This is a genomic window from Sulfitobacter sp. PM12, assembly GCF_045586035.1.
Taxonomy (GTDB): domain Bacteria; phylum Pseudomonadota; class Alphaproteobacteria; order Rhodobacterales; family Rhodobacteraceae; genus Sulfitobacter; species Sulfitobacter pontiacus.
This window is the reverse complement of record NZ_CP151531.1, coordinates 49,109-70,653: the sequence shown is the minus strand read 5'-3', so window position 1 is coordinate 70,653 and position 21,545 is coordinate 49,109. Positions and strand designations below refer to the sequence as shown.

At 58.9% G+C, this 21,545-nt stretch carries 21 protein-coding genes; 10 read left to right on the top strand and 11 right to left on the bottom strand.

Annotation, left to right across the window (positions count from 1 at the left end; translation table 11 throughout):
* Positions 1–112 precede the first annotated feature (112 nt).
* Genes AADW22_RS15825 through AADW22_RS15805 form a run of 5 tightly spaced genes read left to right on the top strand, consistent with a single transcriptional unit; the run spans position 113 to position 4,216 of the window.
* Complete coding sequence (locus tag AADW22_RS15825) at positions 113–1,273, top strand: ABC transporter substrate-binding protein (RefSeq protein ID WP_407474657.1); 1,161 nt, start codon at positions 113–115, stop codon at positions 1,271–1,273.
* Entirely contained in the window at positions 1,270–2,241 is a 972-nt protein-coding gene (locus tag AADW22_RS15820; protein ID WP_051843814.1) for a YVTN family beta-propeller repeat protein, read from the top strand. Before AADW22_RS15825 ends, AADW22_RS15820 begins: the two co-directional genes overlap by 4 nt.
* Before the next feature lie 24 nt (positions 2,242–2,265).
* Positions 2,266–2,715 carry a hypothetical protein gene (locus AADW22_RS15815; RefSeq protein WP_037941677.1) on the top strand — a complete coding sequence of 150 codons (450 nt, stop codon included), beginning with the start codon at positions 2,266–2,268 and terminating at the stop codon, positions 2,713–2,715.
* Positions 2,712–3,428, top strand: a complete 717-nt coding sequence (locus AADW22_RS15810) for an ABC transporter ATP-binding protein (protein ID WP_037941676.1) — start codon at positions 2,712–2,714, stop codon at positions 3,426–3,428. Before AADW22_RS15815 ends, AADW22_RS15810 begins: the two co-directional genes overlap by 4 nt.
* Positions 3,425–4,216 (top strand): ABC transporter permease, encoded by a 792-nt coding sequence (locus tag AADW22_RS15805; RefSeq protein WP_037941675.1) that lies wholly within the window; start codon positions 3,425–3,427, stop codon positions 4,214–4,216. Before AADW22_RS15810 ends, AADW22_RS15805 begins: the two co-directional genes overlap by 4 nt.
* A gap of 8 nt (positions 4,217–4,224) precedes the next feature.
* On the opposite strand, the gene AADW22_RS15800 is transcribed toward AADW22_RS15805, so the two are convergent.
* Both AADW22_RS15800 and AADW22_RS15795 read right to left on the bottom strand, forming a co-directional pair.
* Positions 4,225–4,836, bottom strand: a complete 612-nt coding sequence (locus AADW22_RS15800) for an ABC transporter ATP-binding protein (protein ID WP_093733168.1) — start codon at positions 4,834–4,836, stop codon at positions 4,225–4,227.
* Position 4,837: 1 nt separating this feature from the next.
* On the bottom strand, positions 4,838–5,779 hold the full coding sequence (locus AADW22_RS15795) for an ABC transporter substrate-binding protein (protein WP_407474656.1): 942 nt from the start codon (positions 5,777–5,779) through the stop codon (positions 4,838–4,840).
* Positions 5,780–6,034: 255 nt separating this feature from the next.
* Between AADW22_RS15795 and AADW22_RS15790 the strand changes: the two genes are divergently transcribed.
* The 4 genes from AADW22_RS15790 to AADW22_RS15775 all read left to right on the top strand — a co-directional run bounded on the left by AADW22_RS15790 (position 6,035) and on the right by AADW22_RS15775 (position 12,015).
* Complete coding sequence (locus AADW22_RS15790; RefSeq protein WP_114284626.1) at positions 6,035–7,801, top strand: PQQ-dependent methanol/ethanol family dehydrogenase; 1,767 nt, start codon at positions 6,035–6,037, stop codon at positions 7,799–7,801.
* A 114-nt stretch (positions 7,802–7,915) separates the two neighbouring features.
* The gene (locus AADW22_RS15785; RefSeq protein ID WP_407474655.1) at positions 7,916–8,614 is read left to right on the top strand and encodes a response regulator; all 699 of its coding nucleotides are present in this window, start codon (positions 7,916–7,918) and stop codon (positions 8,612–8,614) included.
* Positions 8,615–8,647: 33 nt separating this feature from the next.
* Positions 8,648–9,817: an FIST N-terminal domain-containing protein gene (locus AADW22_RS15780; protein WP_407474654.1), complete on the top strand. Its 1,170-nt coding sequence runs from the start codon at positions 8,648–8,650 to the stop codon at positions 9,815–9,817.
* A 5-nt stretch (positions 9,818–9,822) separates the two neighbouring features.
* Complete coding sequence (locus AADW22_RS15775) at positions 9,823–12,015, top strand: PAS-domain containing protein (protein WP_037941670.1); 2,193 nt, start codon at positions 9,823–9,825, stop codon at positions 12,013–12,015.
* 2 nt (positions 12,016–12,017) lie between these two features.
* Here the strand turns inward: AADW22_RS15775 and pqqE are convergent, their stop codons facing one another.
* The 5 genes from pqqE to pqqA are packed head-to-tail and all read right to left on the bottom strand — an operon-like array spanning position 12,018 to position 15,146.
* The gene (pqqE, locus tag AADW22_RS15770; protein WP_114284622.1) at positions 12,018–13,100 is read right to left on the bottom strand and encodes a pyrroloquinoline quinone biosynthesis protein PqqE; all 1,083 of its coding nucleotides are present in this window, start codon (positions 13,098–13,100) and stop codon (positions 12,018–12,020) included.
* Positions 13,097–13,381, bottom strand: a complete 285-nt coding sequence (gene pqqD, locus AADW22_RS15765; protein ID WP_037941668.1) for a pyrroloquinoline quinone biosynthesis peptide chaperone PqqD — start codon at positions 13,379–13,381, stop codon at positions 13,097–13,099. Before pqqD ends, pqqE begins: the two co-directional genes overlap by 4 nt.
* Entirely contained in the window at positions 13,378–14,124 is a 747-nt protein-coding gene (pqqC, locus tag AADW22_RS15760; RefSeq protein WP_114284614.1) for a pyrroloquinoline-quinone synthase PqqC, read from the bottom strand. The genes pqqD and pqqC overlap by 4 nt, the downstream gene beginning before the upstream one ends.
* Complete coding sequence (gene pqqB, locus AADW22_RS15755) at positions 14,121–15,017, bottom strand: pyrroloquinoline quinone biosynthesis protein PqqB (RefSeq protein ID WP_114284605.1); 897 nt, start codon at positions 15,015–15,017, stop codon at positions 14,121–14,123. The genes pqqC and pqqB overlap by 4 nt, the downstream gene beginning before the upstream one ends.
* Before the next feature lie 24 nt (positions 15,018–15,041).
* Complete coding sequence (gene pqqA, locus AADW22_RS15750) at positions 15,042–15,146, bottom strand: pyrroloquinoline quinone precursor peptide PqqA (protein ID WP_037941665.1); 105 nt, start codon at positions 15,144–15,146, stop codon at positions 15,042–15,044.
* 305 nt (positions 15,147–15,451) lie between these two features.
* Between pqqA and AADW22_RS15745 the strand changes: the two genes are divergently transcribed.
* Positions 15,452–16,087 carry a vWA domain-containing protein gene (locus AADW22_RS15745; RefSeq protein WP_407474653.1) on the top strand — a complete coding sequence of 212 codons (636 nt, stop codon included), beginning with the start codon at positions 15,452–15,454 and terminating at the stop codon, positions 16,085–16,087.
* Here the strand turns inward: AADW22_RS15745 and AADW22_RS15740 are convergent.
* The 4 genes from AADW22_RS15740 to AADW22_RS15725 form a co-directional block, all read right to left on the bottom strand.
* Positions 16,084–16,311, bottom strand: a complete 228-nt coding sequence (locus AADW22_RS15740; protein ID WP_407474652.1) for a hypothetical protein — start codon at positions 16,309–16,311, stop codon at positions 16,084–16,086. The two genes, AADW22_RS15745 and AADW22_RS15740, sit on opposite strands and share 4 nt — an antisense overlap.
* A 222-nt stretch (positions 16,312–16,533) precedes the next feature.
* Entirely contained in the window at positions 16,534–18,525 is a 1,992-nt protein-coding gene (locus AADW22_RS15735) for a type IV secretory system conjugative DNA transfer family protein (protein ID WP_407474651.1), read from the bottom strand.
* A gap of 8 nt (positions 18,526–18,533) precedes the next feature.
* Positions 18,534–20,777, bottom strand: a complete 2,244-nt coding sequence (locus tag AADW22_RS15730) for a relaxase/mobilization nuclease domain-containing protein (protein WP_037941662.1) — start codon at positions 20,775–20,777, stop codon at positions 18,534–18,536.
* Positions 20,764–21,345 (bottom strand): helix-turn-helix domain-containing protein, encoded by a 582-nt coding sequence (locus AADW22_RS15725; RefSeq protein WP_037941661.1) that lies wholly within the window; start codon positions 21,343–21,345, stop codon positions 20,764–20,766. The genes AADW22_RS15730 and AADW22_RS15725 overlap by 14 nt, the downstream gene beginning before the upstream one ends.
* Positions 21,346–21,545: the final 200 nt, after the last annotated feature.

Sequence of the window (21,545 nt, the reverse complement as noted above, 5' to 3'; positions counted from 1 at the left end):
GCGCCGGTGGTATTAGACTTTGGTTGGATGTCGATTGCGTGCGGATATCCTACGATGGTCCTAATCGACAGATCCGGCGCGACCGGTAATGCTTGTGACACGGGAGACGGGAATGATTTCGAGACTTGTTGTGGTGATGGCCGTCGGCCTGGCGCAGATGGCGCATGCCGATGTTGCGGTGACAGTCGCGTATCTGCACGTCGAGCAGCCTGTGCCGCCGACCCTCTCCAACCTGGACCCGGAGCCGGAGGATCGCGGCCTCGCCGGTGTGCGGACCGGCATGGCGGACAATGCGACAACTGGCAAGTTCCTCGGCCAGACATATGAATTGATCGACGGGCGCGTGGCGGAAGGGGAAGACCCGCTGGCTGCCGCCAAGGCCCTGCTGCGAGATACAAAGTTTTTGATCCTGAACGCCGCCCCCGACGTCATCCTCCAGATTGCCGACCTGCCAGAGGCCAAAGACGCGCTGTTGTTCAATATTACGGCGGGCGATGTATCGCTGCGCGATGTGTCCTGCCGCGCCAATCTGCTGCATGCGCTCCCCTCTGTGGCCATGCGCACCGATGCACTGGCGCAGGTTCTGGTGCAAAAACGCTGGACAGATGTGGCCATGATCGTCGGCGGGCACCCGCAGGATGAGGCCTATGCCGCGGCAATGCGCGCCTCGCTCGTCAAATTCGGGCTAAAGCCCGGGCCCGAAAAGCAATGGCTTTTTGATGCGGACATGCGGCGCAATTCAGCGCAAGAAGTGCCCCTGTTTACGCAAGAACTGGGCGATTATGACGCGCTGATCGTTGCGGACGAATTGCATGATTTCGGGCGCTACGTTCTCTACAACACTTGGGCTGCACGGCCTGTTGTCGGCTCTGAAGGGCTGTCGGCAGTGACATGGGACCGCGTGATCGAGCAATGGGGCGCCGCACAGCTGCAAAGCCGCTTCGAGGAGGAAAGCTTGCGCCCGATGGCATCCGAGGATTACGCAGGCTGGGCCGCCGCGCGCACCGTAGGCGAAGCCGTGACGCGCGCGAACACCGGCGTTGTCGGCGCTGTGCGCGCCTATATCCTGTCAGATGATTTCGAGTTGGCGGGCTTCAAGGGCCGCCCGTTGACCTACCGCACCTGGAACGGTCAGCTGCGCCAGCCCATCGCCATCGTGCACCCCCGCGCGCTGGTGGAGCAGGCACCTCTCGAAGGATTTCTGCACCGCGTCAATGAACTCGATACCCTCGGGCTGGATCAGCCCGAAAGCAAATGTGAGGCTTTCCAATGAACGAACCCCTGACAAAACTGCTGCCCCTGATTGTGCCTCTGGCGCTCGCCGCGCCTGTCACCGCCGGCGAAATCTGGGTCACCAACGAAAAGGACGACACCGTCAGTGTGATCGACACCGACACACTGGAAGTCATCCAGACCTATCCCACAGGCGAACGCCCGCGCGGCATTACCTTTTCAAAGGACTTCACCCGCCTCTACATCTGCGCGTCCGACAGTGATTCAGTCCAGGTGATGGACCCGAACACCGGCGAGATCCTGCGCGATCTGCCCTCGGGGGAAGACCCCGAACAATTCGTGCTGCACCCCGATGACATCCACCTCTATATCGCCAACGAAGACGACGCGATCACCACGGTCGTCAACACGCAAACCGGCGAGGTTGTGGCCCAGATCGACGTAGGCGTTGAACCCGAAGGCATGGCCGTATCGCCGGATGGAAAGATTGCCATCACCACGTCCGAGACCACGAACATGGCGCATTGGATCAACACCGAAACCAACGAGCTGTTTGCCAACACGCTGGTCGACAGCCGCCCGCGCCACGCCGAATTTGCCAAACAGGGCACCGAAATGTGGGTCAGCTCTGAAATCGGCGGCACGCTCACGGTGTTTGATACAGCGACGCAAACCGAAAAGGGAAAGATCGAGTTCGAGGTGCAGGGCGTGCATCCCGACCGCGTACAGCCCGTCGGCTTCGAGTTTACGCCCGATTACGGCACCGTATTTGTGGCCCTAGGGCCGTCCAATCACATCGCAGCGGTCAACGCCGAAACCTACGAGGTCGAAGAATACATCCTCGTCGGGCGCCGCGTCTGGCACATGGAGTTCAACGAGGACCATTCGCAGTTGTTCACCACCAACGGTGTTTCAGGTGACGTGACCGTCATCGACGTGGCATCGCGCAAGGCCGTCAAGACAATCAAGGTCGGACGCTTTCCATGGGGTGCCGCCTTTCGTCCATAACGACACGACAACCGGAGAATACATATGTTGAAAACACTGCTGAAACCCACGCTGATTGCCTGCCTTGCACTGTCCTCACCGGCATTTGGGGACGATCACGACAGCGGCTTTGGTGCCGCGGGCGTGCTGTCGGGCAAGAATAAGGAAGACCTGCCGCCCCTGACACTGTCCTCGGGCATGCCCATTTCGGAGGGTCCATGGGTGCTGAAATCCGGCACCTATTACGAGTTCGAGATCATCGGCGATGGCTCGCAGGAGCTGGCGTTGACGGGGCCGGAGTTCTTTCGGTCGATCTGGATCGACGAGATTGTCGTTGAGGGGCTTGAGATCAGACCCCTTGGCCTCGACAGTGTTGAGTTCGACGAAGCGGGCGAAATGGAGATCGGGTTCTTGGCGATCAAGCCGGGACGCTATTATATGAAAGTACCCGGCAGCACGGGTGAAACCCAGCGGATTGAAATCACCATCGAATGACAGGATTATCCATCAGCGGCCTGAGCTATCGCTACGGGTCAAAGGTCGCGTTGGACGACGTCTCGTTCGAGGTCTCGTCAGGACAGTTTTGCGCCCTGCTGGGCCCCAACGGGGCGGGAAAATCGACATTGTTCAATCTGCTGACGCGGTTGATCGTGTCACGGCAGGGCCGCATCACGATTGCGGGTGAGACCCTGTCGGACCATCCACGCCGCGCGCTGTCGCATCTGGGCATCGTGTTCCAGCAGACAACGCTGGATCTGGATCTGACAGTGCGCCAGAACCTGCGCTATTTTGCGGCGTTGCAGGGTATGTCGGGCCGCAGGGCAGAGACCGCCATTGATGCGGCACTTGACCGTTTGGACATGCGCGCCCGCGCCGGTGAAAAAGCGCGCACGCTGAACGGCGGTCACAAACGCCGGACCGAAATCGCCCGCGCCCTTCTGCACAGCCCTTCGGTGCTTTTGCTGGACGAACCAACCGTCGGCTTGGATGCTGCGGCACGCCATGCAATCACGGCCCATGTACACGACCTGGCGGCAGAGGGCACCTGTGTGCTCTGGGCGACCCATCTGGCCGATGAAGTGCGCCCCGACGACCGCCTTGTGATCCTGCACCGAGGGAAAATTCTGGCCGATGGCACCGCCGGCGACATCAGTGCAGAGATGCCTCTTTCCGACCGTTTTCTAAAGCTGACAGGGGCGGCTGCATGAATGCCTATATGACATCGCTTTACGCCATTTCGCTGCGCGAAGCGTTGCGTTTCGTGCACCAGCGCGAGCGTTTTGTCGCCGCACTCGTGCGGCCGCTCGTCTGGCTGCTGGTCTTTGCCGCAGGCTTTCGCGCGGCGTTGGGCATCAGCATTATCGCGCCCTATCAGACCTACATCACCTACGAGACATATATCGTACCGGGTCTGTGCGGCATGATCTTGTTGTTCAATGGCATGCAATCTTCGCTCAGCCTTGTGTATGACCGCGAGATGGGCTCGATGAAGCTGTTGCTGACCAGCCCCCTGCCCCGCTGGTGGTTGCTGTTTTGCAAACTTGTCGGCTCCACTCTGATCTCGATCTTGCAGGCATACGCGTTTCTGGCCATCGCGGCGGCCTTTGGTGTGTCGGCCCCCGTGGCGGGGTACCTCGCAGTTTTCCCTGCGTTCTTGATTGTCGGCCTGATGCTTGGCGCGCTTGGGCTGGTTTTGTCGAGCTTTGTCAAACAGCTCGAGAATTTCGCAGGTGTGATGAACTTCGTCATCTTCCCGATGTTCTTTTTGTCCTCCGCACTCTATCCGCTATGGAAAATGGCCGAAAGCTCTGAACTTCTCTATGCAATCTGCGCTTTCAACCCGTTCACACACGGGATCGAACTGATCCGTTTCGCGCTTTACGGCCAGTTCAACGGAGAGGCGCTGTTGTGGACGCTGCTGGCCGCCGGTGTTTTTGTCGCCGGTGCCGTCTGGGGATACGATCCGGCACGTGGCATGGTCGGGCGCAAGCGGTGAGGCGGCTGTCAGAGGACCAGACGGGCCGGTGATCCGGCCAACCGGATCGTACGGCTCGCCATCTTCTCGGCTTCGTCAACGACGTGGGTCACAAAGATGCTGGCCACCTGATGCGCCTCGCGCAGCCTTATGAAAAGCAAAATCATTTCATCGGCCAGCGCAGGGTCCAGCGATACGAACGGCTCGTCCAGCAGCAAGAGCGTCGGCTTGACCGCAAACGCCCGCGCCAGAGACAAGCGGCGCTGCTGGCCCAGTGAAAGCTGCGCCGGAAAATCGCTGCCGCGCCCGGCCAGCCCGACTTCCGTCAAGGCATCCTCGGCAGTCTTGGCATCAACACCGGTCGGGATCGTGATATTGTCGCGCAGGCAGCGCCAGGGCAGCAAGGTGGGCTCCTGAAACACCATCGCGATTTTTCCGTGCACCCGCCTGTCGCCTTCGAACCCCGTCTCGATCCCCGCGATGATCCGCAACAGCGACGTCTTTCCAATCCCCGAAGGCCCGACTAGCGCCAGCGTTTCCGCAGGGCTCAGGGTGATCTTGATGCTGCCCAGGATTGCCGTGTCGTTCTTCGCGAATGACCGCAGATCAAGATCCACCACAGGGGCATGTGACGCCTGCATGTCAGGGCACCTGTTTGTAGAAAACGCCTTGCGGGAGGGTCGTGGCATCCCCCAGCAACTCGGTACCGCCCAGATCGACCATCAATGCCAGCATGCGCGCCGCGGCCTGCTCGTCAACCGGAGCAGCTGGTGGGATTCCTGCGCGAAATCCATCCCTGAGGGCTAGGAATTGTGCATCTGACCGTGCGCTCATTAAGGGCCGCAGACGGTCCCATACAGCATCATTCGACAGCATGATATCTTTCGCCGCACGCGACGCCGCGGCAAGGCCTGCAACAAGGCCCGGTTTGGCGCGCAGCAATTCACCCCTCACGACATATCCCAGCAGCGGTGTTTGCGGATCAAGGTCCAGCGCGCGGGCGGCATCGTCTATGTCGATCAGTTTGCGCATGCCACGCGCCTGCATCTTGGCATTGAAATGCCAATAATTGATCGCACCGTCCACACCGCCATCAACTGCTGTCTTGAAGATCAGCGGGGGCGCACCAAAGACTTGTTCGGTTTCGGCCTTCAGATCCATGCCGTATTCCTGAGCCGCATAGGCCCGCAGCACCAGCCAGCTTTTATCCAGCGGACCGCCTGCGATACCGATTTTGCGGCCCCGCAGATCGGCAAGCGTCTGCGCCGCGCTTTCTTCCTGTACCATCAATGCACCGACTGCGCGTGAATAGGGGAGAAACACGAAATCCTTGCCCGCAGCCCGCTGCCGCGCAACCCACAACCAGTCGCTCACCACCGCGTCGGCAGCACCCCCCTGGAACGCCACCATCGCAGCAGCCCCGCCCGCGACGCCCTGAACCTCGAGTGTGAAACCGTTGGCGGTATCGAGGCCATGGTGACGGATTGTATCAAGCTCCCAGTTTACCGTTCCAACCTGTAGAACGGCGATGCGCAAGACGGGCAGTTCAGCGCGTACCGGCGTTACCCCGAACGTAGCAGACATAGAAAGAAAGAGAGCCGTAATGAAGTTTCGCAAGGGGTGTCCTTTGATCTGGAAGGGTGTCCGTTCGACTGCCAGACTAGCCCCCTCGCACCCGCGTCAGCACTGCGACTTTGGTCTTGGGCGAGACGCCCTTGGACATACGACCATTGTTCAATAGCCGCTTTGCCTTTTTGTGCAGATAGTCGAGCTATGCCGGATTGCGCCGTTCATTCATAAGGTGTGGCCGGACCAGATAATTCTTGGGAGGAATACCGAATGAACAGATTTATTTTGGCGCTGACGGCTTCGATGATGACGGCAAGCCTGGCGGTCGCTGACGTCACAGAGGCCGATCTTGCGAATGATACGGCATCCACGGGTGACGTGTTGACAAACGGCATGGGGCGTCACCTGCAACGCCACTCTCCGCTGACAACTCTGAACAAGGACAACGTCAAGAACCTTGTGCCGGCCTGGGCGTTCTCGCTCGGCGGGGAAAAGCAGCGCGGTCAGGAAACGCAGCCCATCGTGCATGATGGCGTGATGTACATCACCGGCTCCTATTCGCGGATGTATGCGATCGACATCAAGACAGGCAAGGAATTGTGGCAGTACGACGCCCGCCTGCCCGAAGGTATCCTGCCGTGTTGCGACGTCGTGAACCGGGGTGCCGCCATCTTTGGCGACAAGGTCTACTTCGGCACGCTCGATGCGCGCATCGTTGCATTGAACAAAGACACCGGCGATGTGGTCTGGAACAAGCAGATCGCCGATTACAAGGCGGGGTACAGCTACACTGCCGCCCCCCTGATCCTGAACGGCATGATCATCACCGGCAACTCGGGCGGTGAGTTCGGCGTGGTCGGCCGTGTACAGGCCCGTGATACCGAAACCGGCGAACTGATCTGGGATCGTCCGGTGATCGAGGGTCACATGGGGATGCTGAACGGCGAAGAGAGCACGATGACCGGCACGCTGAACGCGACATGGCCGGGCGATATGTGGAAAACGGGCGGCGGGGCTACATGGCTCGGTGGGTCGTATGACGCGGACACGGACACCCTCGTGTTTGGCGCAGGCAACCCTGCCCCCTGGAACAGCCACCTGCGTAATGCGGGCCAGCCGACAGAAGGCAATTCCGGTGACAACCTTTATGCCGCGTCACGCATCGGTATTGACCCGGCCACCGGCGAGATCAAGTGGCACTTCCAGACGACACCCCGCGAAGGCTGGGACTATGATGGGGTGAACGAGGTCGTCGCCTATGAAGACCGCGCAGGCAACAAACGCTGGGCTACCGCCGACCGCAACGGCTACTTCTATGTTCTCAACCGCGAGGACGGCGCATTTGTGAGTGCCGCACCTTTCGTCAAGGACATCACATGGGCCAGCGGCATCGATGATACCGGTCGTCCGATCTTCGTCGAAGAGAACCGCCCCGGCGACCCGGCTGCGTCGGCCGATGGCAACAAGGGTGAAGTCGTGTTCTCGTCGCCTTCCTTCCTCGGCGGCAAAAACTGGATGCCTATGGCACACTCGCCCGTGACCGGCCTGTTTTATGTGCCCTCCAACGAATGGGGCATGGACGTCTGGAACGAGCCGATCACCTACAAGAAAGGCGCTGCCTATCTGGGCTCGGGCTTTACGATCAAGCCGAACTACGAGGACCACATCGGCAGCCTCAAGGCGATGGACCCCGACACCGGCGAGATCAAGTGGGAGTACAAGAACGATGCGCCCCTCTGGGCCGGTGTGATGACCACTGCCGGTGGACTGGTGTTCACAGGCACGCCCGAGGGCGAATTCATCGCCTTCGATGACGAAACCGGCGACAAGCTTTGGTCGTTCCAGACCGGTTCCGGCATCGTCGGCCAGCCCATCACCTGGGAACAGGACGGTGAACAGTTTGTGACCGTTATATCCGGATGGGGTGGTGCGGTGCCACTCTGGGGCGGCGAAGTGGCCCAGAAGGTGAACTACCTGAACCAGGGTGGCCTGCTGTGGACCTTCCGTCTGCCTGCGCAGCTTGCTTCCAACAACTAAGAAATCTCCCTGTAACCTTGTGCGCCCCTCTCGTAGGGGCGCATTTTTTATGGCACGGGCGACTAGGACTTTTTGACAAGAGACTTTTGGATTGTTGTGCCCTAGCGTAGAACCATGACACCTCATCAATCGCCAATATCAAAACATTTATTGCAAGACATCGCACCCTGGGCGCTCATCGTCGATGACCATCCGCTGTTTTGCGATGCGCTTGATCTGACCCTGCGGTCGGTGGCAGAGTTCGTGGAAGTTCGCACAGCAGATTGCCTTCAATCGGCACTCACGACGCTCGACACCTTCAAATCGCCGTACCTCATCCTGCTCGATTTGAACCTACCCGATGTCAGCGGCCTTGACGGATTGATGCAGCTGCGCCGGAAGTCCGAAGAGTCGAAAATCATCGTAGTCTCTTCGATGACCGATAACACAATCATCAACGCCGCAATCACATCCGGTGCAGCGGGTTTTGTGCCCAAACACAGCCGCCGGTCGGTGTTCAAGGATGCCATCGACCAGATCAGGGAAGGCAAGATTTTCACGCCGCCCGGTTTTGTCAAAGGCAGCGAGGGGTCTGCCAAGGATGACACGCTGCGAAGATTGTCGTCCCTGACCAACCAGCAAGCCCGTATCCTGAACCTCATCTGCGAGGGTAAGCTCAACAAGCAGATCGCATTCGACCTGACGATTGCGGAAACAACTGTAAAGGCGCATGTGACCGCGATCATGCGCAAACTCGGCGTTCAAAGCCGCACCCAGGCGGTGCTGGTTGCACATGAAGCGAATTTTTCCGAAGTCTTGCCAAACCGGGAATAGCACCCCTATCGTGACCGGAACGGGGTGATCAGAATGACCGAAAAGATCCAGAGCAACGGGCGGGACGTGCATGTATTATCTCAGGCCCAGGTCTCGGTAACGTGCGACGATCCGGTCGCGCATCTGCGCGAAAAGCTGGGGGACGCTCCCTTGGCCCTGCTCACGGTCTTTGTGACCCCGAATGTCGATTTTGCTGCTGTCTCAGAGAGGCTCAACGCAGTATTTCCCACAACTGATATTGTGGCCTGTACCACCGCCGGAGAAATCGGCGCGGGCGGCTATGAGGAGGGAACGATCCTCGGACTTGGCTACCCCGCCGCACATTTTGACAGCATTTCGATCCTCGTCGAAGACCTTGACGGTCGCGAGACCCAAAGCGCGGTTGACCGCATTGCGCAGGACCGGGTTGCCTTGCGCGATAGAAACCCCAAAAAACTGAATGGGTTTGCCTTTCTCGTGGTGGACGGCCTTTCCCTGCGCGAGGATACCCTGACGGCTGCGATCTCGCCTGCCCTGCGGGACATGCCGCTGTTTGGCGGATCGGCGGGAGACGGCACCAGATTCAAACAGACGTTCGTGTCATTGAATGGACGGGTGCGCCAAAACGCTGCTGTTCTGACGATGATCCAAACAGATCATAAAACGCAGGTCTTCAGCATTGATCACCTTGTCCCCACGGATATTCAGATGGTCGTCACCGACGCCGATCCCGACAGGCGCATCGTGAAATCCATCAATGCGGAACCTGCCGCGCGCGAATACGCGCGATTGGTCGGTACGAACCCTGACCAGCTCGACCAGTTCACTTTCGCCTCCCATCCGGTCGTCGTGCGTATCGGCGGTGCCCATCATGTCCGCGCGATCCAGCAGGTCACGCCAAAAGGCGAGCTGGTGTTCTTCTCTGCCATAGACGAAGGCATGGTGCTGACTGTGGCAGAGCCGCGGGACATGGCCGAACATCTGGACGAGAAGCTGACCGAGCTGTCCAGAATGGGCACGCTGACGGATATCGTAGGATGTGACTGCATTCTGCGCCGCATTGAAGCCGAGCAAAAACAGAGCACCCGCCAGGTGTCGGACGTGCTGACCCGCCACAAGGTCATTGGCTTTTCAACCTATGGCGAACAAATCGGGCCGCTTCACGTCAACCACACCATGTCCGGTCTGGCGATCTATGCCGAAACCCATGGCGGCGAGGCCTGACACCCATGTCATTGATCAACCCACTCGACAGCATCGAGCGCCAGAATGAAAAGCTGCTGCTGATTTCCAAAGTTCTCATGCGCCGCGTGGAGCAAAAAAACGAACAGTCCGGTCTTGCCTATGCCCAGTTCGAACGGGCCGCCCTGCTTGAGATGCAGGTCAAGGAACGGACCATTGATCTGGAGCGCACACTCGATCTGTTGCAGGAATCCAATGCACAGCTTGAAGAGGCCAACCGCGAGACCGAAACCGCCCGCACCAATCTGGGTGAGGCTATTGAGACGATCAACGAAGGTTTTGCGCTGTTTGATTCCAACGACCTACTCGTCCTGTTCAACAGCCGTTTTTGCCGCGATATGAAAGACGTGGAGATGCGATTGGTCGAAGGGTTGCCTTTCAACGACTACGTCGACCTGGTTTCGCGAAGCAGCTCCCTCGCACTGCCGCCTGATGTGACACCCGCCCAGTGGGCCAATCGGCGCACCGAGCGGCACCGCGACAACCATGTGGTGTTCAATGTCAGTCTGAAACATGACCGCTGGATACAGGTCAGCGAACACCGCACAGCCCGTCGCGGCACCGTTATCCTGCAGACGGACGTCACCGAAATTATCCGGCTGGAACGAAAAGAACAGGACCGGATGCGCGACCGCCAGGCGCAGATCCTTCAAGCCACGCTTGACCATCTCAATCAGGGAGTTTGCATTTTTGATCATGCAAAAAATCTTGTGGGCTGGAACAAGAAGATGAATCAGCTGCTGGATCTGCCCCCTCAGGAAGCAGCATTGGGGAGAAATTTTGTCATTCTCCTCGAACAGCTTGAAAAACAGCTCATCTTCTCCGACCAGTTCGACGTCGACATGCTGGTGCGATGGGCCAACCACAATGAAGGGCGGTCCCCGATTGCTTTTGAAGTCACGCGCAACGGCCGCCAGACCTTTAGCGTTTTTGGTCAGGAAATGCCGGACCGTGGCTTTGTGATGAGTTTTACCGACGTCACTGCCGAGCGGTCTGCGGCGAAATCATTGGCCGAAATGAACGAAGTGCTGGAACAGCGCGTGCAGGACCGCACGAATGAGTTGGGGATCGCCTTGTCGGAAGCGGAGCGCGCCAATGCGTCAAAATCCCGATTTGTCGCTGCTGCAAGCCATGACCTGTTGCAACCGCTTTCTGCTGCAAAACTGTTTGTGGCTTCGGTGTCGGACCGGTTGACGCAGCCAGACCTACTCAATGTGATCGGCAAGGCCGAAACAGCCTTGATCAGCGTCGAGAAGATCATCGAAGCTTTGCTGGACATCTCCAAACTGGACGCGACCAGCCCCACTTTCGACATCCAGCCGGTGCGGCTGGACGCCATCCTTGGCCCTCTCAGCGACGAGTTGACGCCCGTAGCACGGGACAAGGGGCTGGATCTCACCATCGTGAGCTGCGGCCTGACCGTGCGCAGTGATCCCGGCTATTTGCGGCGCATCGCACAGAACCTCATTTCCAACGCGATCCGGTACACGCAGAGTGGCAAGGTTCTTGTGGGCGTGCGGCGCAGCGGGGCCACGGCCCGTATGGAGATCTGGGATACGGGCTTTGGCATTGCAGAGGCTGATCAGAAACTGATCTTTCAGGAGTTCAAGCGTCTGGATATGGCGAACTCTGCGGCCGGTCTGGGTCTGGGTCTGGCCATTGTCGAACGGGCTTGCAAGTCCCTGAACCACCCGCTGCATCTCTGCTCCATTCCGGACAAGGGTAGCTGTTTTACGGTAGAGCTGAAGATCCTCTGCAGTGACAAAGCCCAAAAAACGACCGTAAGACCAATGAGCGACAGCCCCAAGTTACCGAAGCTCGGTCAGATTATATTGCTTGTGGAGAATGACGGGGATCTTGCCAACGCAATATCCCTCATGATCGAAGGCTGGGGCGCCCATGTCATTCACGCGCTCAACGGTGAGGAGGCAATTGCCATCCTCAGGGACATCGATCTTGTCCCCGATGTACTATTGCTCGATTGCCAGTTGGGCGATGGCATGTCGGGGCCCGAGCTGCACCAACGGATCATTCAGCAATACGGGCCAATCCCGACGCGTATGATCTCTGCCGACCGCAGTAGCGCGCTTGCGCAACAGTGTGCCTCGATGGGGTTGAACCTGATGCCCAAACCCATCGACCGTCTCAGGCTGTTCGACTTTCTCCGCAGTGTCTCGTGAGGTTACGGGCTTTTGCGGTAAACCAGTTCGGCGGTGTCATCCGTTGAAAACCCTTGCGCCAGTTCCTGCATGCGTGAATGCAACGGCGATTTGATGCAGGTCGGGTCCGTGGCCGCCGGATCGCCCGCAATCGCCATCGCCTGACACCTGCACCCCCCAAAGTCCAGCTTGCGCCGATCGCAGGATTTACACGGCTCCTGCATCCAGTCCTCGCCGCGATAGGCGTTGAAGGCGGCGCCGTGATACCAGATGTCCGACAGGGGCTTGTCCGCTACGTTATCGAAGACGAGGTTGGGGATCGTCTGCGCCGCGTGACAGGGCAACACCAGCCCGTCAGGCGTGACGTTAAGGCCCGAGAGCCCCCATCCGCCCATACACCGCTTGGGATAGTCGCCGTGGTAATCCGCCGGCACATAGTCGATGACCAGCTGACCTTTGAGCCGCTTGCGCGCGTCAGCTACGACGCGGCTGGCCTCGTCTGCCTGCGCGCGTGTCGGCATCATCGCGCTGCGGTTCAGCATCGCCCAGCCGTGGAATTGCACAATCGCAACTTCGATCCGCCGCGCTTTCATTTCAACGGCCATCTCGATCGCCTCCGGCAACTGGTGCAGGTTCTGGCGATGCACCACAGCGTTGAGCGTCAGCGGAAAACCTGCCTCGACGATCCACGCCGCTGCCTGCATCTTGCGCTTGAACCCGCCTTTGTACCCGCCGATCCGGTCGGCCATATCTGCGTCCGTGCCTTGCAAGGACAGCTGCACATGATCAAGCCCTGCTGCGTCCAGTTCGGCCAGCCGCCGCTGCGTGAGGCCGATGGCCGAGGTGATGAGGTTGGTATAGAGCCCTGCATCCCGCGCGCCCGCCACCAGATCAACCAGATCCCGCCGCGAGGCAGGCTCGCCCCCCGACAGATGCAGTTGCAACACGCCAAGGCCTGCGGCCTGACGAAAGACGTCGACCCAGAGTTCCGTCGAGATCTCCTTCTCCCGCGCCGCCATTTCGACGGGATTGGAGCAATAGGGGCACGACAGTGGACAGCGATAGGTCAGCTCCGCCAGCATGGCGATGGGTGCGGGCGCGGTCATGGTTTAATCTCCAGTATCCGGCGGTCCATCAGGCCCACCACATACCCGGACACATCCTCCGAGATTTGCGCAACAGGTGCGGCATAAAGCGCTGCGAGCGTCTCGATAATCTGGGACATGGTTTTCTCACCGTCGATCTGCTGCAAAATGGCAAGTCCGATGGCATCAAGGTCGATGACCCGCTCGGGTGCCAGCAAGACAGTTTTGCCGCGTACCGTATCATCATGCATCCGCACGCCGCGCGGTATCCGTGGTACTGCCTGACCGTCGAGCGCCGTCATGATGCGGGGGTCAAAACGTATGAACCGGGCACCCAGGCCCCCGGCGGAATACGCGCAGGCGTGACATAGGCCGCATGTAACGCATCGAGCTGCGCCCAAAGCACATCGGTCTTGAATTCAAGCGCAGCCGCCGCCGCGTCCTGTTTCTCGGCAGTATCGGCGTGCTCCAGAACCCATCCCAACCCGAAGGCCACATCCTTGGGCGCCTGTGTCAGCCGGTTGCGGAAATAGGACAGGCTCGTGTCGTCGGCAAAGGCGTAATTCGCCATCAGTCCTTCGATCCGCGCGGCGTGAATTTTTGGCGCAAACAGCTCGGTCAGCGACGCGGCGACCGCTTCAAGCAACGTCTTGTCCCGCACAAAACGCACGTAGGCATCTACCGCGAAGCGCGTGGTTGGCAAGACACCGCGCGCACTGGCGACATAGTCGCGGTCTAGCCCAACAGCATCTGCAAGATGCAACCAGCGGGCAATGCCGCCCTCGACCTCGTCAGTGCCGTCGTGGTCCTCAATGCGTGACCGCCACGCGCGGCGCAGCGCGGGATCATCGACACGGCTCATGAAAGCGGCATCTTTCATCGGGATGCTGGCCTGATAATAAAACCTGTTGATCACCCATGCGCGGACCTGATCGGGCGTGCAGTCGCCGCCATGCAGCAAGTCGTGAAACGGATGCTTGTCGTGATACCGCTCGGCCCCGATCTGGCGCAGGCGGGCTTCGAATTCGGCGGGCGTGGCCGTCATATCTCCAGCTCCATCCCGTCTTGCGCAATGATCCATCCTGCGGCTTCCACAGCTTTGCGCTCTTCCGACATTGGCCGGAACACTGGATTGGTATTGTTCATATGGACAAAAACTTTCTTCGCAATCTTGATATCTTCGAAGGCAGCGATGGAACCGTCGGGGCCGGACATGGACATATGCCCCATCCGCCGCCCGGTTTTCTGGCTCAGTCCTGCGCGCACCATCTCGTCGTCCTGCCAAAGTGTCCCGTCAAAGAAAACCGCATCCGCCCCGTCCAGCCGCGCCGCAAGCGTATCGCGCATCGCCGCACAGCCGGGGATGTAGAATGCGTTTTTGCCCCCTGCCCGCAAATGTACCCCGACCGTCTGCTCACCTTCCAGGTCGGTTTGGACTTCCGCACCTTCCAGATAGAGCGGCACCTTGCCCGGCACCGGAAACAGCTGCGCCGTCAGACCCGGTACAATTTCGACCTCGCAGCCCAGCTCAATCGAAATGCGTTTGACGAAGTCCGGATGGAGCGCATTAAAAATCGGATTTTCGGCGAGCACGCGATGAATTTCAGGCGTGGCGAAAAGCGTGAAAGCCTGTTGCTCGCGCAGGGTCAACAACCCTGCAATGTGGTCGATATCGCCATTGGTGAGCAGGACAGACCGCAAGGGGGATTTGCGCAGGTCACTCGGATGCAGCGGCGGGGCTTTATGCATCTGGTCCCGAATATCGGGCGACGCGTTCAAAACCGCCCACTCGGTGCCATTGGCGCTGAGGGCGAGCGAAGACTGGGTTTGCGCTGGTATCGTTCCGGCACGCGCCAGATTGCAATTCTCGCACCCGCAGTTCCACTGTGGCAAACCACCACCGGCAGCCGACCCAAGAACATGCGCGCGAAACGTCAATGCAACTCTCCGCGCGCAGAAATATCAGAACAGATCGCCGTCGTCTTGCTCGCGATCACCGTCCGGGCCGTACATGTTGATCTCCATCCCGCATTCAATTTCGCGGATAATCGGTTTTGACCATGCCATTGTGTTTCCTCCACAGGTTACGTTTTCTCAGCTTCAAGTATTCGTCGCGACCTCGCGATTGTCTATGAGACTAAGGTATCAAACCTCGAAGATGAACCAGATTTTCAAATGACGGCGGATCTTACCCATCAGAGCCTCCCATTGTCGGCGCATTCCCGCCCGCGATGCTTTTGGAAGATACCTCCGACCATCGTCTCATGCCTGAGAGCGGCAAATTTCTGGACAGCTTGAAGGTGCCGTGACACGCTTGCGTTATGCGATTATGCCTCACTTTCATCTTCACACTTCTCGGCGCCACAAATGCCATGGCGACAGACGATTGCACCGCCGACGCGATGATCGTCGTTGACGGTTCGGGTTCCATGGCCGAGATGGGCTTCAACGACATTGACGAGCCGCGCATTTTTGAGGCGCGCCGGGCGATGGCCGATGCACTGCCACAAATTGCGCAGAACCGTCGCCTTGGCCTTGTCGTCTACGGTCCCAACGGCGCGGATGAGTGTTCGGGCGTCGACATGCGGTTCGCGCCCGAAGCCAATGCCGCCTCGCTGATCATTTCAGCCATCAACGCACTTGAACCCGGTGGCGGCACCGCGTTGACGCAGGCCGTCAAATTGGCGGCGCAAACGCTGGATTACAAAACGCAACCCGCGACCGTAGTGTTGGTCACAGACGGTAAGGAGACCTGTGGCGGCATGCCCTGTATGCTGGCCGCCGAATTGGCAACAGACGGGTTTAACACCACCGTCCATGTGATCGGTTTCAAAGTGCGCGGTACGTTCTTTTCATGGGACCGGCAGACCGACAACGACTACAATACGTCGGAAAGTACATCCCGGTGCCTCGCCGACCGGACGGGCGGGACTTATACCAGTGCCGAAACTTTGGACCAGCTGATCGCTGCATTGCGCGAGACGTTGGGATGCCAGTTCTTGTTCTAACGAGCCAGGCAATCACTGCTAACAGCAAAAACAGGCGCTTGGTATTGTCCATTAGCTGGCGTCCGGTAATTCTTAGGCTCCCTCAATACCGGTGCATTCAATTTGAATAACAAGAAGTCGCGCATCCCTCGCAAATACATCGTCTGCGTCTTTGGTTGCAGACCCTTGATCTGCATGTCTTCGAAAAATCGCTGGCGCAGAGCCGGTACATATTGGTCTGACATTGAAACTTCCTGTCGTCAGATTAAAAAGCTCCCAATCGTCCAACAGGTTCGTCAGTTCACAAAATCACAACGCACAAATCAACGCGCTACGCCTGCCACAAGCGCCAATACCGCCAGAGCGGTTTCGTCCTTATCCGCTTTGTTGTCCTTCAAATCTGGTGCGGCGAACGACTGGTTCAGTGATCTACGTGCATTCAATGGTTGCGCTACGCCTTACCCATCTCAGCCAGACACCCCCTCCCCTTGCTTCAACCGGCTTTCCAGCCCGTCCAAATCATCCACCACTGTATCGAGTCGATCTATACCGCCACCATCGATTTCCTCAATTTGCATCTCAACCTGGTCGGCAAAGCTCATTTCCATCTGCCGTTGCTCCTCTTCGATAACGGCTTGAACAGCCTTCGAACTTTTCTTGGCTGGCGGCACTGATTTACCTGAACCGACCTCGTTTGGACCATCCAGACGCTCATCATGCACCTGGGGCTCCGCACTCGTTCCAGCTTGGCTCGGACTCCGCTCTGTTCCGCCGAATTCTGAACCATCCGCCTTGCCGCCACCTCCGCCCATCACCGGAAACGGCAACTCGCCCCGCTGCGCGCCATGGATCGCCGCAAACAGCCGATCATCAAAATACTGGATCCGCTTCGCCCGCACTGGCATTTGCGCATCCACGACCATGATAATTTCATCAAGCGGCAACCGGCGCGCTTCGTCTTCAGGCAACAACGATGTCTCTTCCGTCCGTGTGGACTGACTGCGCCCCTCAAACGGGTTCTTCCCAATGGACCGCGATCGAGTGATAACTGTCTTCGTTGTCTTCCCAACTGCCTTGCTGAGCTCCTCGATGGTCTTTTCATCTGAGGGAGTGAGGTAGAGCTTCACACCTGCGTTGCCCTGCAACGCGCGGCGGGTGTTTTCACCGTAGATTTCATCAAGGGCAGGGATGGTTTGGGTCACCACCGCCAAGTGGCCGCGATAGGTGCGCAGAGTTTCGATGCTCTCGACCACAATGGGCATTTTGCCAAGGCGGTTGAACTCATCGAGCATGATCATCACAGGCCAAGGCTCATCTTTGCCCGGTTCCTTCTCTTGCATCGCCGAGAGAAGGTCTGAGAAAAACAACCGGATTAGCGGCGCGAGTGGTTTCACCATCAGCGGTTGGACAACGAGATAGACCGTGAAGGGCTTCTTGCGGATCGTGCGGAAATCAAAGTCGGAAACCTGCGTCGCTTCGTCAATCGCCGGGTTCTGCCATTGATCCAGACCTGAGGTCATCAGAAGCGAGACATAGGAGGTTAGCGTGTCGTTGTTGGTGGACGCCAGCCGCGTAAAGATCAACTTCGCGGCTTTGTTGTCGATCTCGTGGCCCCGCGCCACATATTCTTTCTGCTTGTTGCCCCCCGAAGCCGCGATCCGGTAGATCTCGCCCAAGTTGGGCTTCTTGCGCTGGAACGCCAGCAAGCCCGCGGCCACAAACAAATCAATGCCGCCCTTCAAAAGCCCTTGCACGCGATCATTGTCACTTTGCAGAAACAAGGTCGCCAGCAGCTGCAATTCCATCTGCTGGCGCGCGGGGTCTTCCAATTCATAGATGCGCAGCAGCGGATTGTAGCGATGGGTGCGCTTGCCTTCCCAGTCCGTGGGCGCAAAGCGGTAGACCTTGTCGCCCTGGGCGGCACGGTGACGCGCCGTGGCTTCAAAACACTCGCCCTTCACATCCAACGTAACGGCAGACCCCTGCCATGTGAGCAGGTTCGGGATCACAAAGCCGCTGGTTTTACCGCGCCCCGTTGGTGCCACGATCAGGGCATGGGGAAAGACCTTAGATGTGATGTAGCGGGCCCGCGACTTTGGGCTGCCCAATTTTCCCAGAATAAACCCGGTCCCTGGCTTGCCAAAGAACCCGTTGGTTTTCATCTCACCGCGCTTTTGCCAATGGGTCTGCCCGAAGCGCGTGAGGGCCGAGCCGGAAAGGGCAAGGCTCATCATTAGCCCCGCGACGCCGGCACCGCCAATGATCAGGTTGATCAGTTGGAAATCATCAGGCCGTCTATCTCTGATCCAGAGGTAATTTTGCGCGATATATCCAAAATCGATATCAGCGCTGAACCCAAGCGCCTTAAAGGTCAGCACAGCCGAGGCAATGGTGTAGCCCATCGCCCCTGCCACCAAGGTGACCAGAACCACCCCTATGGCAATCCAAGCCTTTCCCATGGATCCACTCAATGGACCTGGCCCCGCTCAATCTCGCCGTCCACGTCCGCCGCGCGGTGTCTCTCGACTTCTACGTCTGCCAACTCATCGACAACCTGTCGCAACGCCTCCGAGTTTGCCGTTGCCGCATCCGATTGTAGATAGACCTTTGCGACATAGAGCCGATCAAGGCGATCTTCGATCACATTTTCCAAAGCGTCACTGTCACCCTCCTTCAGGCGATCGAGCTGCGCCGCGTCCAAAACCCGCGCCACATCGCTGCGGAAGGCCTCACGTTCTTGGTTGGTCTCAAAGGGCGAAGACAACTCCCCTGCCCGTTCATGGGCGAGAACACGGGACAGTTCGGGCGTCTCATTCTGGACTGTCTCGCGCTCCGTCAGGTTTTCCTCCCGTTCAGCGCCGCGCGCTTCATAGACACGCGCGTAAGTGTCGCCGAGACCCTCCGCCAGCTGCTCGGGCATATCAGGATATCGCGTCTGTAGATCGCGCGCGACGGAAACGGAGATTGGCGTGCTGCTGTGCGCCCCCAAACGCGCCGCTTCGACCTCATTGATAACCCAGTCTGCTGCGGCCTGATCTACGATCACCGCCCTGCCCTCCTCATCCGTGCGGATCACATCGGTCGGGCGCGCAATCAGATCTGGATGGTCGCGCAGATAGTCCCGCTGTTCGTCCTCCAAACGCTCTACGGCAAGGCTTTCGATCACGGCCTCATCAAGGTCCTCACTCTGAGCTTCAATCTGAGTCTCGACGCGAACGGCATTGGCAGCGGTTTCGATCTGAGCTTGCGTGACATGCGCCTGCACCTCGCGGGCGTCTTCAATGACCCCGTCACGGCGCAGCACACCTTCCCGTTCCAGCATGGTCCCCAGCTGCACATGTACATCATTGAGGATATCCCGCGCCTGTTCCAAATCCGCGCGGCGCTCAAGGTTCAAATCCTTCGCCTCGGCCACCTTGGACAAATCATCCGCAATCCATTGATGTTCCAGAGCCGCGTTTTGCGCCCCCGTCTCCATCCGGGCCACAACCTCGGATGTGCTGATCCCCGTGCCGCGCAGTGCTGCATCGACGCGGGCGCGCACCCGTGGCTCAGACAGACGCTCCAACTGGCTTTGCTGAATATTGGCTTCAGAATAAACCCCGCCTTCTGATGGGACCTCCGAGAGGGAATTGGACCGTAGCCCAAGGGGCTGCATATGCTGCACCCGCGCTTGAATTGCGTTGAGAGACTTCTCCAGCGCGGGTCGCTCTGCATCCGGCTTTGCCGCGATCAAATCTGTGATGTTTGCGACCTTCTCCGCGTAGCGGCTGCGCAGATCCTCGAACGTTTCGTCTTCGGCCATGTAAATGCCTCCTGCGGTTTCAACGTGACCACCCTTCGCCAGAACCTCGCCCGCACGGAACAGAACCTCAGCAATGTCTTCGCGGTTCTCGGAGGACGCCTCGGCAGCCAGCGAGTGGAATATGATTTTGGTGTTTGCGATCTCGGCAAGCGTGCGGGTCAGGTCTTTACCCACCCGTTCGCGCTCCACTGGCGTCCTGCCCTCTTCTTTGGCGGCATAGACCTCGCGGGTCTTGGCCGGGTAATGCACCTCGCCGCGATCTATCCGCCGCGTTGCCTCCAACCGCACGCCGTAGGTCTCGGCCTCTTCGACCATCGCCAACCGGAAGTCGTCATAGTTGAACCGATGATTGCGCGCCAAATAGAAAAACTCGCCCTCTTGAGAGCGGCGATTCAATACGAGATGCGCATGCGGATGCTCGCGGTCCTCATGTACAGCAATGATATAATCAAAGTGGCCTTCATCTTTCTGGAAGAACCGCTCGGCCACGTCAGTCGCGATGTCGCGCACGTCCTCTCCGCGCGTTCCAATCGGGAAGGACATCAGCAGATGTGTGGTTTGCCCAAGTTTGGGTTTGAACCCCGCGTCCCACCGCTTGGCAAAGCGCTCGGTCAGGTCTTTGATCTCGCCGCGCTCAAGCTTGGATTTGCCATCCAGGAACCCGCTGCTGTCGACGATATGGGTGGACTTTGTCGTGAGGTATTCGAGCTGGTTGGACAGCTGGGATTTATTATGCGTGCCCCCGCCCCGGATCGCTTTGAACACAGCGGCCCGATGTCCCGCAGCGGCGCGCACCATCTGCTTTTGCTTGGAGGCATACAGACCCTGCATCGAGCCACGGATCCGGCTCCACCCATCCTCAAATATCTCTCCGGTGACGGCACCAACCGCATCATTCAGCCGCATGGGCGAACTCCTTCAAGGCAGCCGTTGCTTTCAGCTGCATCGCGTCACGCCGGCGGCGCACAAGCAGGTCAATCTCATCTGCACTATCGAGGATGAATCGCGCCAACCCGCGCATCTGTGCAAGCCGCAATTCTGAGAACTCAGCACCAGTTCCCTGTCCCTCCCTGTTGGCCTTCTGCATCTGCTTGGCAATCTGGGCGACACCGTTTCCAACATCATTTAATGAGGCGCGATAGCGCGCCATCTCTGCCGCCAACGATGTGTCCGCCACAAAGGTGCCACCTGCCGCTTGCATCAAGCGGCGCAGCCCTTCCGAGCGGGTCTCGATCCCCGCCGACGCCAGCACCGCATCGAATGCCGCCATCTCGTCAGGGGTCACTTTCACACTCACCGCCAAGACCGGCACGGCCGTATCGCGCTGGCGCTGATCGTCACTCTTCAAGGTGTATTGCACCGCCCGCGGTGTCACCCCGAACCGCTTCGCAAGCACGGACGTCGAGACTCCGTCCGCGGCTTCGCGCACGATCTCCATACGTTGCGCATCCGTGAGACGTTTCGAGCGAGACATGCGAAGAAAGACCCCCTATTTCCTGCCACCTTCCACCAAGGCTGCCCCTACCTTACGATAATATACCAAGCTGTCAATTATATACTTACGTTGCATTCAGGCTCAGGCTGCCTTGGTGTCCGCTTCCCCCGCGGCCCGCAGGGACGCGGGTTTGCCCCTCACCACCGGGCGACACCTGTCCTAGGGGTCCCGTCCACCAG

What these genes read in the sequence shown, in the direction of transcription:
- AADW22_RS15740 (WP_407474652.1), bottom strand. Translation starts at nt 16,311, where the DNA reads ATGTCAGACCAATATGTACCGGCTCTGCGCCAGCGATTTTTCGAAGAC.
- AADW22_RS15800 (WP_093733168.1), bottom strand. Translation starts at nt 4,836, where the DNA reads ATGCAGGCGTCACATGCCCCTGTGGTGGATCTTGATCTGCGGTCATTC.
- AADW22_RS15775 (WP_037941670.1), top strand. Translation starts at nt 9,823, where the DNA reads ATGTCATTGATCAACCCACTCGACAGCATCGAGCGCCAGAATGAAAAG.
- AADW22_RS15745 (WP_407474653.1), top strand. Translation starts at nt 15,452, where the DNA reads ATGGCGACAGACGATTGCACCGCCGACGCGATGATCGTCGTTGACGGT.
- AADW22_RS15820 (WP_051843814.1), top strand. Translation starts at nt 1,270, where the DNA reads ATGAACGAACCCCTGACAAAACTGCTGCCCCTGATTGTGCCTCTGGCG.
- AADW22_RS15780 (WP_407474654.1), top strand. Translation starts at nt 8,648, where the DNA reads ATGACCGAAAAGATCCAGAGCAACGGGCGGGACGTGCATGTATTATCT.
- pqqD (WP_037941668.1), bottom strand. Translation starts at nt 13,381, where the DNA reads ATGACGGCGCTCGACGGTCAGGCAGTACCACGGATACCGCGCGGCGTG.
- AADW22_RS15805 (WP_037941675.1), top strand. Translation starts at nt 3,425, where the DNA reads ATGAATGCCTATATGACATCGCTTTACGCCATTTCGCTGCGCGAAGCG.
- AADW22_RS15785 (WP_407474655.1), top strand. Translation starts at nt 7,916, where the DNA reads ATGACACCTCATCAATCGCCAATATCAAAACATTTATTGCAAGACATC.
- AADW22_RS15725 (WP_037941661.1), bottom strand. Translation starts at nt 21,345, where the DNA reads ATGTCTCGCTCGAAACGTCTCACGGATGCGCAACGTATGGAGATCGTG.
- AADW22_RS15825 (WP_407474657.1), top strand. Translation starts at nt 113, where the DNA reads ATGATTTCGAGACTTGTTGTGGTGATGGCCGTCGGCCTGGCGCAGATG.
- AADW22_RS15810 (WP_037941676.1), top strand. Translation starts at nt 2,712, where the DNA reads ATGACAGGATTATCCATCAGCGGCCTGAGCTATCGCTACGGGTCAAAG.
- pqqA (WP_037941665.1), bottom strand. Translation starts at nt 15,146, where the DNA reads ATGGCATGGTCAAAACCGATTATCCGCGAAATTGAATGCGGGATGGAG.
- pqqE (WP_114284622.1), bottom strand. Translation starts at nt 13,100, where the DNA reads ATGACCGCGCCCGCACCCATCGCCATGCTGGCGGAGCTGACCTATCGC.
- AADW22_RS15815 (WP_037941677.1), top strand. Translation starts at nt 2,266, where the DNA reads ATGTTGAAAACACTGCTGAAACCCACGCTGATTGCCTGCCTTGCACTG.
- AADW22_RS15735 (WP_407474651.1), bottom strand. Translation starts at nt 18,525, where the DNA reads ATGGGAAAGGCTTGGATTGCCATAGGGGTGGTTCTGGTCACCTTGGTG.
- AADW22_RS15790 (WP_114284626.1), top strand. Translation starts at nt 6,035, where the DNA reads ATGAACAGATTTATTTTGGCGCTGACGGCTTCGATGATGACGGCAAGC.
- AADW22_RS15730 (WP_037941662.1), bottom strand. Translation starts at nt 20,777, where the DNA reads ATGCGGCTGAATGATGCGGTTGGTGCCGTCACCGGAGAGATATTTGAG.
- AADW22_RS15795 (WP_407474656.1), bottom strand. Translation starts at nt 5,779, where the DNA reads ATGTCTGCTACGTTCGGGGTAACGCCGGTACGCGCTGAACTGCCCGTC.
- pqqC (WP_114284614.1), bottom strand. Translation starts at nt 14,124, where the DNA reads ATGACGGCCACGCCCGCCGAATTCGAAGCCCGCCTGCGCCAGATCGGG.